Consider the following 12,423-nt stretch of genomic DNA (forward strand, 5'->3'; position numbering starts at 1 on the left):
TTGGTTCCATAGTTGGAATAAAGCATGAAGAGACTCGAGTGGGTAGGAGTGAGGCCTGTGTCGGCGGTAGCTTATTAAAAAAATAGGTAAGTTGCTTAATGTAATTCATTTTGTAACGTGCTTAAGTGGAATTATGATTTTGGTTTGGTTGAACTATTGTTCAATAGCAATTGGATATCTTCTAGCGAATAATAGATGGTATTGCCAATTTTGGAGTAATTGATCGTTCCATTAATCCTGTAGTTTTGTAAGGTACCTGGAGAGATCTGAAGCATTTTAACGACATCTTTTGTTTTGATCCATTTTTTCTGCGTGGAAAGTTTTCCAGATAAAAGATTCCGTAAGTCATTTAACAATTCTGCTTTGAAAGTTGCGAGATCTTCTCGCGTAAGGATTTCTATTGCCATAATTATTTGGTTATTTGATGAATAGCAAATTTGTTAAATATAAAAATGAATTTATCCCAAGTTGGTAACACCTTGGGATAAATAATTATGGAAACAACTCATTGTCAGTATCTTTAATTCTTTTACTCAATGCGTCCTTAAGGCTATCGACAAACTTGGTTTTGTTATTTTTCCTTGACCTTATATCATAAAAGACTCTGTTGTACTGCCCCAGGTCGATATCAAATATTTCTTGAAAGTATTCGGCAATATCTTTTAAGTCGGCTTTGCCATTATTGAATACTCCGGCTGCATGCAGCGCATAGATTGATTCTATAAGATCAATTTTTGAGGTGGTCCATTTTAATAACTTATTGCTTTTTGGTGTTAATATCTCCTTAGTGCCAATATTTTTGATTTTTTTCTTCAGATAATGTCTAAGCATTTCATAAGCTTCCATCTGGGCAAATACATGGACGGTCGGCGTATTTTTGTTTTTATCAATTTCGAGCAAATAATTTGTAATTGGGATAAATAAATCGTGAGCTGATCTACGAAAGAATGATCATCGAATTGCGAGGAGTTGGATTTAAAGTAATTATAAAAAAACTTATTGTGAGAGAGTTTTTTCTTTATTTTGAATAGGGTCTTCAGATAATATTTTTTAACACCTTTCTTTTTTATTGGAGGTTTGTCGAGTTCTATTTTCTGTACTAATGAATAATATTGTATTAGTGCAAGTAAGTGACATTTGATATGCTTGAAGTAGAAAATCTCTGTATCTGGATCAATTTCTAAGTTTTGTTCGAATTTTTGTTTTACTTCTTCTAATCTTTTGGAGATGTATTGAATAGACATTTCTGTTATTTTTGAATAATCATGTTGAAAGTCCTCTTCAGCATTTTTAATGTAAACATTGATTTCTTCAGTGATCGCTAAAAGTGTCTGATTCATATATGTTAAAAGTTATCTTTAATTAAGTGACAAATAACTAAAGATAACCTTTTTTGAAGCTTGGAAATGCATCTAGTTCTGTATCTATTTAGATAGATTTTCTTTTGTTTTTAGGTTTTTCTTCACTTTTGTTCAATAAGAGTTTTAGATTTTCCATATCGTTGGCTACTTTTCTATCCGTAATCTTGGCGTAATGCTGTGTTGTCTTAATACTTTTATGGCCAAGCATTTTTGATACACTTTCTATTGGGACACCATTTGACAGCGTTATTGTGGTTGCAAATGTGTGGCGGGCACAATGGAATGTCAATACTTTATTTATTCCGCATAAGTCTGCTATTTCCTTGAGATAGGCATTCATTTTCTGGTTCGTGAGAATGGGAAGCAAAACATCTTCATGGTTACTTTTTGGATGATCTGCATATTTTTCAAGAATCTCCTTGGCGGTATCCAATAATGGGATTTTGGATGCAGTATCTGTTTTCTGCCTGTGCGTGCTGATCCACAGCTGGCCATCTATGCCTTTAATAATATTATGAGATGTTAATTGTTTTACATCGATATATGCTAAACCAGTGAAGCATGCAAATAGAAAGATGTCTTTTACAAGGTCTAATCGATCATTGCGAATTTCTTTGGTCATGATGGCATGTAGATCGTCTTCGGTAAGAAATGTTTTCTCTATCTCAATGAATTTGGACTTATAGTTGATAAAGGGATCTTTTTCTAACCAACCATTTGCTAGACATATCCGGATTACTTTTTGAAATTCTTAATGTATTTCATTACTGTGTTGTTTGCGCACTTGTGTTCTGTACGCAGATAAAAATCAAGATCATTGATGAAGATGTTGTCTATCTGCAGAATGTCGATATCATCTTTTCGATATTTCCACTGGAGGAATTTTTGAATATGGGCCAACGTAGTTTCGTATCTGGTATGTGTTCCTTGGGCATACTCGATCCCGATTAACTCTTTGACTTTGTTATTGTGATTTTTGAATATGGGCACAAGTGTCCTGGCTTTTTCTTTTTTACCGGTATATAGATTCAAGAATGCATCTAAGTTAATTGGCTCGGATTTGTACTGTAGCTGTAGGTGCGTCTGATTGATCTTGAGCTTTATTGAATCGAGATAGCTATTAATTGTTCTGGCTTCTTCTGAATTGCCTTTGACTTTCATCGCTTTTTCGTCCCATTTTTTGGATCTACATACTTTTTCGTGGTAAACTCTGTCCGTTCTCCATTTATTGTTAAGCGCACATAGATTGGTAATTCGCCTGTTTTGTTCACGCGTGATGCTCTAGCATACATGTGAATAGTAATTGTCGCATTCATTGTTGTGGTGTTTTATATTCTTTAAATTATTTCCTTTTGTACATTTTATCAAGATGTTCAATGTGTGCACATGTTGCGTAACTAATTGTTAGTTATGTATTTGAGCTGTTTAGCGAGACCAAATTTTAGACAAACTTTTGGTCTCGATTTGGTCTCGCTGGAAATAAGAAATATGGAATAGTCAGGAAGGCTTATAAACGACAAAACCCTATAAATACTGCTATTTATAGGGTTTTGATACTACTTGTTTTGTTAATCGTGGAGCCGGAGAGATTCGAACTCTCGTCCAGTCATGGTACTGTGTACGCTTTCTACATGCTTAGCTTCTCTTTAATTGTCGAGCGAGGGAAGGTGAGTTGCAGACCTATACCGTACGCCGTATTTGCTGAGTCTTACAAGTGATTAGCAAAATCACACCTGCCAGTTCTATTGTTCGATGCCCCGAATGTTAAACCAAAGAACAGGATCTAACGGGACAAATAGCTATGTTAAGTCTAACTTAAGCAGCTAAGGCGTAGTTTTCTTCGCCAGTTGTAATTGTGAAAGTTCCGATTAAAGTGCTCTACTAACAACGCACTGCATGCTTACATAACCGTCTCCATCCTGTCAATTCCGGTCGACCCCAATTATGTAGATTACAAAAATACAAATATTATTTCAATTATGAAGGAATATACACGCTTGGAATACAATATATTTTGTATCTTACATATATTGATATACAAACAATTGTTAATCAGAATTGTTATAAGGATGAAATATTCATTGAATCAAAAAATAAATCTACATGGCTAAGGAAATAAAATCTAAAAATTCGAAAAAGACAAATAAAAAGGCGTCTACTCCAGTTGCTAAAAAGAAGTTCGCAGCTGATGTAAGCAATGTAAAAACAATTGCAGAAAAATCGAAAACACCGCGCAAACTAAAGAAATCATCTAAGAAAGTGACTTCAAAAGAGGAATCTAAATTAGTAAAGGCATATAAAAAGCTGAATAAAAAAGTGAAAGAAACACTTTCGGAGATTCAGGAAAAATTGCCTTTTTTCATGTAGATGAAACGATCAAACGAGTTACTTCTAATAAGAATGATGATGCAATTAAATCTGATAAGAATAAAAAGAAGAAATTAAAGGATAGTAAGTCTTTAAAAAAAGGTGAAGTCTCTAAAAGTAAGAAAAAGGATATTAAAGCCGTAGCAGAAAAAAATATCGAAGTAAAAAAAGACGATGATAAGCCAAAAGCTACTAAACCAGTAACCGCAAGTAAACCTGTAGCAACAGCATCAAAACCAGTCGCTAAACTTGATCCTCCAAAAGTAGCACCAAAGGTTACTGATGCCCCTAAGTCTACAACTGTAAGTAAACCTGTAGCAACAGCATCAAAGCCGGCAGCAAAACCTGCTCCTGCGAAAGCAACACCAAAGGTAGCTGAAGCTCCGAAAGCCACAACTGCAAGTAAACCTGCAGCAACAGCATCGAAGCCGGTAGCAAAACCTGCTCCTGCGAAAGCAACACCAAATTTAGCGGAAGCTCCGAAAGCCACAACTGCAAGTAAACCGGCAGCAACAGCATTGAAGCCAGCAGCAAAACCTGCTCCTGCGAAAGCAACACCAAAGGTAGCTGGAAGCTCCGAAAGCCACAACTGCAAGTAAACCTGTAGCAACAGCATCGAAGCCAGCAGCAAAACCAGCTCCTGCGAAAGCAACACCAAAGGTAGCGGAAGCTTCAAAAGTCACAACTGCAAGTAAGCCTACAGCAACAGCATCAAAACCAGCTCCTGCGAAAACTGCGCCAAAGGTAGGGGAAGCTCCAAAAGTCGCAACTGCAAGTAAGCCTGCTACAACAGCATCAAAACCAGCTCCTGTAAAAGTAGCTACAAAAGCAACTAATGTTTCGAAACCAGCAACAGCATCAAAGCCAGTAGCTAAACCTGCTACTACAAAGGCAGCGCCAAAGGCTACTGATAGCACAAAATCAGGGGAAGCAGCTAAACCTGCTGTATCACCTTCTGAAGCTAAAGGAAGTCCGGTGACACACCCAAGCCTTGCTCCCGATAATAATGCAAAAACGGTCAGTGCTGCAAAAGAAAATACCGATAAAAATACGGCAGGTGACGAAAAAGCTGAGCCTACAAAATAGGGACTATTTAAAAAAAAGAATAATAAAAGGATGCCTTACGATCATAGAGCATCCTTTTTTTATGCATTGGCAAATATTTACTTTATTAAACCAGCACGTTTCAATAAAGCTTCTACCTTCGGTTCTTGGCCTCTAAATTGTTTGTACAAACTCATTGGATGTTCAGTGCCACCTTTGGATAAAACGGTATTTTTAAACTTAGTTGTAATCTCTTTGTTAAAAATGCCATTTTGTTTAAAGTAATCAAACGCATCTGCATCTAAAACCTCAGCCCATTTGTAACTGTAGTAACCTGAAGAATAACCGCCATTAAATATATGGGAAAAAGATGTGCTCATTGCATTTTCAGTAACATCAGGATAGAGTTGCGTCGATGCAAACTGTTTATTCTCAAAATTTTTGAGGTTATCGATCGCTGTAGGATCTTGACCATGCCAGCCCATATCTAATTTTCCAAAGCTGAGTTGGCGAAGTGTAGCCATACCTTCTAAAAAGGAAGCACTCTCACGAATTTTTGTAACAAGATCCATTGGGATCGGTTCTCCAGTTTCATAATGCTTAGCAAATAGCGCCAATGCTTCTTGTTCATAACACCAGTTTTCCATGATCTGACTAGGCAGTTCGACAAAATCCCAAAACACCGCAGTTCCTGAAAGCGTAGGGTAAACGGTATCTGCTAGCATACCATGTAAAGCATGACCAAATTCATGAAATAAAGTTGTTACCTCATTAAATGTTAAAAGCGATGGTTTGGTTTCAGTAGCAGGAGTGAAATTACACACGATTGAAACATGTGGACGTTCATTTTTACCATCTTTTTTATATTGTGGTTTAAATGAAGTCATCCAGGCACCATTGCGTTTACCTTTTCTTGGAAAAAAGTCAGCATAAAAAACTGCAATGAAATTCCCCAAATCATCTTTTACTTCAAATGTTTGTACATCTTTATGGTACTTGTCAATAGTTTGCACTTCATTGAAGTATAAACCAAATAATTTTCCTGCAATTTCAAATGCTCCTTGCAGTACGTTTTCTAATTTGAAAAAAGGTTTTAATTGCTCATCATCAAGCTGAAACTTCTTTTGCTTCAATTTTTCAGCATAGTAAGCTCCGTCCCATTTTTCTAAAATAGCAATACCATCAGTTTCATTGGCAAAAGAGCTTAATTCCTGAAATTCATCTTTTGCCGCTGGTTTTGCTTTGGTCAATAAATCATCTAAGAATGCGTTTACCTTATCCGGATTCTGTGCCATACGCTCTTCTAATACAAAGTGGGCGTGCGTTTGATAGCCTAGAAGTTGTGCGCGTTGAAATCGAAGTTTCGCAATTTTTAATACAATCTCTTCATTATTATTTTCATTATCCTGATATGCTTTTTTACCGGCGGCAATAGTGATTATTTTACGCAATTCACGATTTTCGGCATAGGTGACAAACGGGATATAGCTTGGATAGTCTAGGGTAAAGACCCAACCTGTTTTTTCTTGAGATCTCGCTAATCCGGCTGCAGCTTCTTTGACTCCGTCTGGCAAACCAGCAAGCTCAGCTTCATCTGTAATATGAAGTTCATAAGCATTGGTATCGGCTAATACGTGTTCCCCATACTTTAATTTAAGTAGCGAGAGTTCGGTATCAATAGCGCGAAGCTGCTCTTTTTTATCATCAGACAGAAGCGCCCCATTGCGAACAAAATCTTTATAGTTTTTCTCTAATAAAGTTGTTTGCTCTAATGTTAAATTCAACTGTTCTTTTTGATCGTAAACCTGCTTTATTCTTTTGAACAGATCAAAATTAAGCGTGATATCATTGCCAAGTGCTGCAAGTTTTGGAGCAACATCTTGAGCGATCTGTTCTAATTCGTCGTTGGTTTCCGCTGAATGTAGATTGAAAAAAATAGTTGATAAACGATCTAAAGACATTCCCGAAAATGCCAATGCAACAATCGTATTGTCGAAAGTAGCAGGTTCAACGGTATTTGCTATGGCATCAATTTCAGTTCTAGTGCTAGCAATAGCTTGATCAAATGCAGGTATATAGTCTTCGTTATTTATTTTAGAAAATGGTGCGGTATTATGAACCGTCTCAAAATGTTGTGTTAAGATACTCATAAAGTAAATTTAGTAGAATATTTTGAACCTATGTAGAAAAATCAAAATTACGACAGCGAGATGATATTCAAAATTGAAAATTCGCTTTATTCATTCTTTAGCTTATAGTTTAAGGTGTATAGGGTTTTTTTGGTTCAAAATAATTCCATAATAAATGTGAGATCTTTCTGGTGAGTTCCTCAGCTTCATTATTTTTAGTCCAGCTTTGATCTTTAATGTTGTTTGTCAATACACAAAATACATAATCACCACTAGGGGCATTTACAAGTACAACTTCACCGCGGGCTTCATCAACAGAGCCTGTTTTGGATGCGGTCTTTACATATGCCGGTATTTGAGAAAGGGATCGTTCGTTGTAAAAGATATTTCCTAAATAACGGTACATTTTATCTGATGCTTTTGTGCTGACAACTTTACCTTGGAAAATCAGCGCTACTAAGGTTGCCATTTCTCTAGGTGTAGTCTGTCCCCAACCATATTTTTTCCAGATCTCATTGCGACCTTCGGTACGGGAATTAACTTTTGTATTGACTAAACCTAACTGGTCCATGAGTTGGTTTATGGTCGAACCTCCTCCTGCTAGTTGTTGATTCCAAATAGAGGTGACATTATCACTGTAAGAAATCATCAGACCTATCATAGTGGCAAGATCTGTTTCACTACTATCTTTAAAAAATTGCATCAGACCTGAACCACCATATTGCTGTGATGACCGGTAAGTGAATTTTTGATCCAGTGTCAGTTCTCCTTTTTCTATTTTATCAAATATACCTGCAAGTATAGGAACTTTTACGATACTAGCTGTGGGGAAAATGGAGTCAGCCTCAATAAGCACTTCTTTTTGAGTGTTGAGATTTTTTACATAAATACCAATATCTCCACGAAAGTCTTGTGTTAAGGCTCTTAATTGACGGTCTAATTTTTTGTCAATATGCTGAGCACTGGTGCTACAAGGAAATAGGATAGCAATGATGAGTAGTAGGAATAAATTTTTTGTTCTCATTAGATTTTAATTGTACCTTATAAAAGTAATGATAATAAAAGTATAATTAATCGAAGGAAGTATATGAATCTTTTTATGTTATTATTAGGATGTAAGCCATCTGGAAGACATGTTGAACAGCACGATATTTATTTTGGTATTGCGGAACGATTGGGAGAATTGGTTCCAGCTATAGTAGACTATTGGCCCGAAGCAAAAGGAGAGATTCATGTTGATGCTTGGCGGGAGGTGACAAAAGTCGGATCTTACCAAATTTCGATCTCGACAGAGCCTATAGACAATGAAAAGCTGAAACTCTATTTTGTTAATATGGGTGGGTATAAACCCAATGATATGGAAGAGTATCATTATAAAGAAATGGTTGTTGCTTATAACTTGGAGGAAGCAAAGGAAGTCGCAAAAGAAACGGTTTTCTTTAAACATCATATTTCTCCACATATTGATGATAAATATGGTATCGATGTCGATGATGTATATGAAATTGAAGAGCTTTTACCGGCATTATTTAAAGGGAAATATTATGTTAAGATTCGTGAAGAGCAACATGATTTCTTAAAGGAAGATGATATTACTAATGGCTACTTTACGATGGAAATCTTACGAGATCAATTGGAATAAATCAGACAAGTATTGTTATAAAACGTACCTCTATTTTGATTTAGTTTACTTGTAATTTTATAAAAAAAGAAAGTGAATAATTTGAACCATTTATCCCGTAAACAATTCATACAAAATGCCGCGATAGCTGTTGCTGGCGCATCTCTTCCGTTAAGCACATTGAGCGCTAAATCAATCAATCCAATGCATACAGAAATAAAAAGTAAAATGTTGAAATTTAAGAATGTACGTTTGGAAACTGGTTTTATTTATGATGAGGCTGATGTAATTGGTACTAAGACGGATTTATTTTATATGGAAGTTGAAAATGGTAAAATATCAAAAATCGGTTCCAATCAAGCCAACGCAGATGCTATTGATGCAAAAGGATTATTAATGTTGCCTTCTTTCAGAGATATGCACATCCATTTGGATAAAACTTTCTATGGTGACAAGTGGCAGGCAATAAGACGTGGAGCTGGCGGCGTGAAGGGCATGATTGCTTTAGAACAAAAAATACTTCCCGATTTATTGAAGAATTCAACTTTCAAAGCAGAGAAACTGATCGAATTATTACAGTCGAAAGGTACAGGATTTGCACGCAGTCATGTTAATATTGAACCTACTTCGAAGTTGCAGTCGCTAAAAAATCTACAAAAAGCGCTTGAGAACAAACATAAAAGTTTTAGTGCTGAGATCGTCGCTTTTCCGCAACATGGCGTATATTTTACAGATAGTGTTCCTTATTTAAAGGAAGCAGCACAAATGGATATTGATTTTATCGGTGGCGTAGATCCATATTCTATTGATGGACAAATTGAAAAAACAATAGATTTTACAGTTCAGCTGGCATTGGATAACCAAAAAGGAATAGATATTCATTTGCATGAGTCTGGAGAATCGGGATTGAAAACAGTGGAGTATCTGATTGATAAGGTTAATGAGAATCCTACATTGAAGGGTAAAACATTTTTAAGTCATTGTTTTGTATTAGGAAAGATTGATAAAGTAAAACAAGAGGAGATTGCTGAAAAATTAGGAGCTGCTCAAATCGGTATTGTTTCTACTATTCCTTTTGGAGGTTTAATTATGCCGATCCCTACTTTATATAAACATAACGTTACTGTAATGACCGGAAATGACAGTATTGTGGATCATTGGAATACTTTTGGAACGGGAAGTGTTCTGCAAAAAGCTAATCTGATGGCACAGTTGTATGGATATTCGTCAGAGTTTTTATTGTCAAGAAGTTTAAAGATAGCAACGGGAGGCACTTTACCTCTAAATGATAAGGGTGTAAAACAATGGCCAAATGTTGGAGATCAGGCCGATTTTGTGTTGATCAAGGCGAGTTGTTCTGCAGAAGCAGTATCACGGATCTCTGATGTGGAGACTTTGGTACATAAAGGCGAGTTGGTGTAGATATCTCTAGATTAAAAAAATGGTTGATTATAATCCATTCTCCTCTGTTTTTAGTAAATTGAATTACTAAATTTGAGGAGAAATGGATAACCAGCACGATTATTTTCCAGTTTTAAATATTCAAGAATTTACTGAAGCACCCTCAGGATTTACAAATTTATTGTTTCATGAGATCAGAGGTGCTCGTCATATTGTTGAACCACATAAGCATGATTTTTTAATTATTCTGCTATTTGAGAAGGGGAGTGGTACCCACAGCATTGACTTTAGAAATTATGTGATCGAATCTCAGCAGGTTCATTTTTTATTCCCAGGACAGGTTCATCAATGGCAATTTGATGAAGAAACAGTCTGTTATCAATTGATGATTAGCCGTGAATGGTTTGAAGTTTTCTCCCCGATCTTCGATTTTCCTCTCTTTATTACCAGCAACATCCTGTTTTTCAAATTTCTCGATCGCTTTATACAGCATTGTTTTATGAATTTCGAGCTATTGAACAGGAATTGCAAGAAACAAATATTCTTTGGGAAATTATTCAGACACGTAGCAAATTGATCGGTTTGTTATTGCGCAAGTCTTTTGAGATTACATTCCATGATTTTGAGAAATATCATTCAAATCCGATTATTTCAAAATTTGTACAGCTCATCGATCTTCATTTTAAATCAAATCGGTCGGTAGCTTTTTATGCAGAAAAATTACATATCTCCGCTAATTACCTCAATATAGTTAGTAAAAAAGTGATTAATACCGCCGCATCGACATTGATTCATGACCGTATTTTATTAGAAGCAAAACGTTTGCTTAAAATATCGGAAATGAGTGTTAAGGATATTGTATATGATTTAGGGTTTTATGATCACGCCAGTTTTTCGAAATTTTTTAAAAGTCATACCGGAATGACACCATCTCAATTTAAAGAACAAGGATAATTTTGACAACAGTTGGCATAATCTGTACCTAATCGGTCAGTAGTTGATTTTTATATTTGTTATATAATCATTGATCTTATGTTGCCATCTCATAAATTAATTGCCAAGGGGCATTACACACTAAAAAATGTTCGTTTAGAGACCGGATTCGAATATGAAAACCAAGAGGTAATCGGTACTCTTACTGATCTCTTCTGTATTGAAATTGCAAACGGAAAGATAATAGCTATAAAAGCTAATAATGCAGCTGAAGAAGCTGTTGACATGAAAGGAAGGCTGATGTTGCCTGCTTTTAAAGACATGCATATTCATATCGATAAAACTTTATTTGGTTTACCATGGCAAGCGCTATCTCCAAAAAGAAAAACGGTTGCAGATATGATTGCTTATGAGCAAGAGATCATTCCCAGATTGTTGACAACCTCCACAGCACGTGCCGAGCAACTCATTGCTTTATTGCAGGGATATGGTACAACTTATGCGAGAACCCATTTTAATGTAGATCCGACCTCTGGGCTTCAATCTTTTGAAAATCTTTTGCTAGCGCTCGAACATCAAAAAGATTCTTTTCAAGCGGAGCTTGTTGCTTTTCCGCAACACGGGCTTTATTATACAGATTCTGCTCCTATCATGAAAGAAGTAGCGAAGTCTGATCGGGTTGATTTTATAGGCGGACTTGACCCACTCAGTATTGATGGAAGCATAGAGAAACCTATGGAATTTACTGTACAGTTGGCATTGGATAATAATAAAGGAATAGATATTCATCTTCATGAAGCAGGTCCTTCGGGAATGAAAACAATTCAATATCTTATCGATAAAGCAGTTGAAAACCCTCAGTTACAGGGGAAAACATTTATCAGCCATGCCTTTGCTTTAGCACAACTGAATGCACAAGAGGTAGAAGAGATTGCTGAGAAATTGGCTTTTGCAAAGTGGGTATTGCTTCTTCTGTGCCATTTAAAGGACGTCCTATGCCTATTCCAGCATTAAAAAAGTATGGAGTAAATGTGCTGATCGGAAATGATAATGTACAGGATTATTGGAGCACATTTGGTACCGGTAATATGCTACAAAAAGCAAACCTTATAGCAGAGCTATACGGATATGCGACCGAATTGCAGCTTTCACGTACGCTAAGCTTTGCAACACAGCAACTCTTGCCTTTAGACGATGAAGGAAAACAACAATGGCCAAAAGCGAATGATGATGCTAACCTGGTTTTTGTAGATGCGAGCTGCTCAGCTGAAGCAGTCTCTAGAATGTCTTATGTATTTGCATTTATGCACAACGGAAATCTTTTTTGACAGATTAAGCTCGTTATGAGCTCATAGGGGCGGTGATTATAATCTTGACTTTTCGGCAGTATTGCTAATTTAAATAGATAATTTAGTATGTAAAAGATGAAATTACAAAAAATTAACATACAATTGTTCATTCTAAAATATAATTGACGTATTTTTGCAAATCCTAAAATCAATATGGTTTGGTTGGAATAGGGAAAAATAAATATTATGAAAAGAATAGGTGAATCCAAAAAGATTTT

Annotated in this window: 14 protein-coding genes, 1 other RNA gene and 2 pseudogenes; 7 read left to right on the forward strand and 10 right to left on the reverse strand. The window is 35.9% G+C overall.

Annotated elements, in window-relative coordinates; all coding sequences use genetic code 11:
* Nucleotides 1-131 precede the first annotated feature (131 nt).
* From L950_RS13445 to ssrA, 6 genes and pseudogenes are all read right to left on the reverse strand, one after another.
* Nucleotides 132-407, reverse strand: a complete 276-nt coding sequence (locus tag L950_RS13445) for a helix-turn-helix domain-containing protein (protein ID WP_021189059.1) — start codon at nucleotides 405-407, stop codon at nucleotides 132-134.
* Between the two features lie 85 nt (nucleotides 408-492).
* Nucleotides 493-1,340 (reverse strand): annotated as a pseudogene (locus L950_RS37340) (RteC domain-containing protein).
* Nucleotides 1,341-1,428: 88 nt separating this feature from the next.
* Nucleotides 1,429-1,983 carry a site-specific integrase gene (locus tag L950_RS33275; protein WP_231577268.1) on the reverse strand — a complete coding sequence of 185 codons (555 nt, stop codon included), beginning with the start codon at nucleotides 1,981-1,983 and terminating at the stop codon, nucleotides 1,429-1,431.
* Nucleotides 1,984-2,096: 113 nt separating this feature from the next.
* Nucleotides 2,097-2,522, reverse strand: coding sequence for a phage integrase SAM-like domain-containing protein (locus L950_RS33280; protein ID WP_231577269.1), 426 nt, complete (start codon nucleotides 2,520-2,522; stop codon nucleotides 2,097-2,099).
* The gene (locus L950_RS33285; RefSeq protein ID WP_231577270.1) at nucleotides 2,519-2,677 is read right to left on the reverse strand and encodes an Arm DNA-binding domain-containing protein; all 159 of its coding nucleotides are present in this window, start codon (nucleotides 2,675-2,677) and stop codon (nucleotides 2,519-2,521) included. The genes L950_RS33280 and L950_RS33285 overlap by 4 nt, the downstream gene beginning before the upstream one ends.
* 256 nt (nucleotides 2,678-2,933) lie before the next feature.
* Nucleotides 2,934-3,301, reverse strand: a transfer-messenger RNA (tmRNA) gene (gene ssrA / locus L950_RS27870).
* A 163-nt stretch (nucleotides 3,302-3,464) separates the two neighbouring features.
* Between ssrA and L950_RS13465 the strand changes: the two genes are divergently transcribed.
* Nucleotides 3,465-3,728, forward strand: a complete 264-nt coding sequence (locus L950_RS13465) for a hypothetical protein (RefSeq protein WP_021189061.1) — start codon at nucleotides 3,465-3,467, stop codon at nucleotides 3,726-3,728.
* Here L950_RS13465 and L950_RS26545 read toward each other — a convergent pair.
* The 3 genes from L950_RS26545 to L950_RS13480 form a co-directional block, all read right to left on the reverse strand.
* Nucleotides 3,721-4,317, reverse strand: coding sequence for a hypothetical protein (locus tag L950_RS26545; RefSeq protein WP_197086422.1), 597 nt, complete (start codon nucleotides 4,315-4,317; stop codon nucleotides 3,721-3,723). The genes L950_RS13465 and L950_RS26545 overlap by 8 nt on opposite strands.
* Before the next feature lie 574 nt (nucleotides 4,318-4,891).
* Complete coding sequence (locus L950_RS13475; RefSeq protein ID WP_021189065.1) at nucleotides 4,892-6,922, reverse strand: M3 family metallopeptidase; 2,031 nt, start codon at nucleotides 6,920-6,922, stop codon at nucleotides 4,892-4,894.
* 109 nt (nucleotides 6,923-7,031) lie between these two features.
* A complete protein-coding gene (locus L950_RS13480; RefSeq protein ID WP_021189066.1) occupies nucleotides 7,032-7,925 on the reverse strand; it encodes a serine hydrolase in 894 nt (297 codons plus the stop codon).
* A 75-nt stretch (nucleotides 7,926-8,000) separates the two neighbouring features.
* Here L950_RS13480 and L950_RS13485 point away from each other — a divergent pair, with 75 nt between their 5' ends.
* The 3 genes and pseudogenes from L950_RS13485 to L950_RS37345 form a co-directional block, all read left to right on the forward strand.
* Nucleotides 8,001-8,543 carry a DUF1543 domain-containing protein gene (locus L950_RS13485; RefSeq protein ID WP_021189067.1) on the forward strand — a complete coding sequence of 181 codons (543 nt, stop codon included), beginning with the start codon at nucleotides 8,001-8,003 and terminating at the stop codon, nucleotides 8,541-8,543.
* 72 nt (nucleotides 8,544-8,615) lie between these two features.
* Nucleotides 8,616-9,944: an amidohydrolase gene (locus L950_RS13490; RefSeq protein ID WP_021189068.1), complete on the forward strand. Its 1,329-nt coding sequence runs from the start codon at nucleotides 8,616-8,618 to the stop codon at nucleotides 9,942-9,944.
* Between the two features lie 82 nt (nucleotides 9,945-10,026).
* A pseudogene (locus tag L950_RS37345) lies at nucleotides 10,027-10,248 on the forward strand (AraC family ligand binding domain-containing protein); the annotation flags it as partial.
* Here the strand turns inward: L950_RS37345 and L950_RS33290 are convergent.
* Nucleotides 10,249-10,416 (reverse strand): hypothetical protein, encoded by a 168-nt coding sequence (locus L950_RS33290; RefSeq protein WP_021189069.1) that lies wholly within the window; start codon nucleotides 10,414-10,416, stop codon nucleotides 10,249-10,251.
* Between L950_RS33290 and L950_RS30140 the strand changes: the two genes are divergently transcribed.
* The 3 genes from L950_RS30140 to L950_RS33295 all read left to right on the forward strand — a co-directional run bounded on the left by L950_RS30140 (nucleotide 10,416) and on the right by L950_RS33295 (nucleotide 12,184).
* Entirely contained in the window at nucleotides 10,416-10,877 is a 462-nt protein-coding gene (locus L950_RS30140; RefSeq protein ID WP_021189070.1) for a helix-turn-helix domain-containing protein, read from the forward strand. The genes L950_RS33290 and L950_RS30140 overlap by 1 nt on opposite strands.
* A gap of 78 nt (nucleotides 10,878-10,955) precedes the next feature.
* On the forward strand, nucleotides 10,956-11,870 hold the full coding sequence (locus L950_RS13500; protein ID WP_231577271.1) for an amidohydrolase family protein: 915 nt from the start codon (nucleotides 10,956-10,958) through the stop codon (nucleotides 11,868-11,870).
* A complete protein-coding gene (locus L950_RS33295) occupies nucleotides 11,852-12,184 on the forward strand; it encodes a hypothetical protein (RefSeq protein ID WP_231577272.1) in 333 nt (110 codons plus the stop codon). Before L950_RS13500 ends, L950_RS33295 begins: the two co-directional genes overlap by 19 nt.
* Nucleotides 12,185-12,423 lie beyond the last annotated feature (239 nt).

The sequence above is a fragment of the Sphingobacterium sp. IITKGP-BTPF85 genome (assembly GCF_001006065.1).
In the GTDB taxonomy this organism is placed as follows: Bacteria; Bacteroidota; Bacteroidia; order Sphingobacteriales; family Sphingobacteriaceae; genus Sphingobacterium; species Sphingobacterium anhuiense.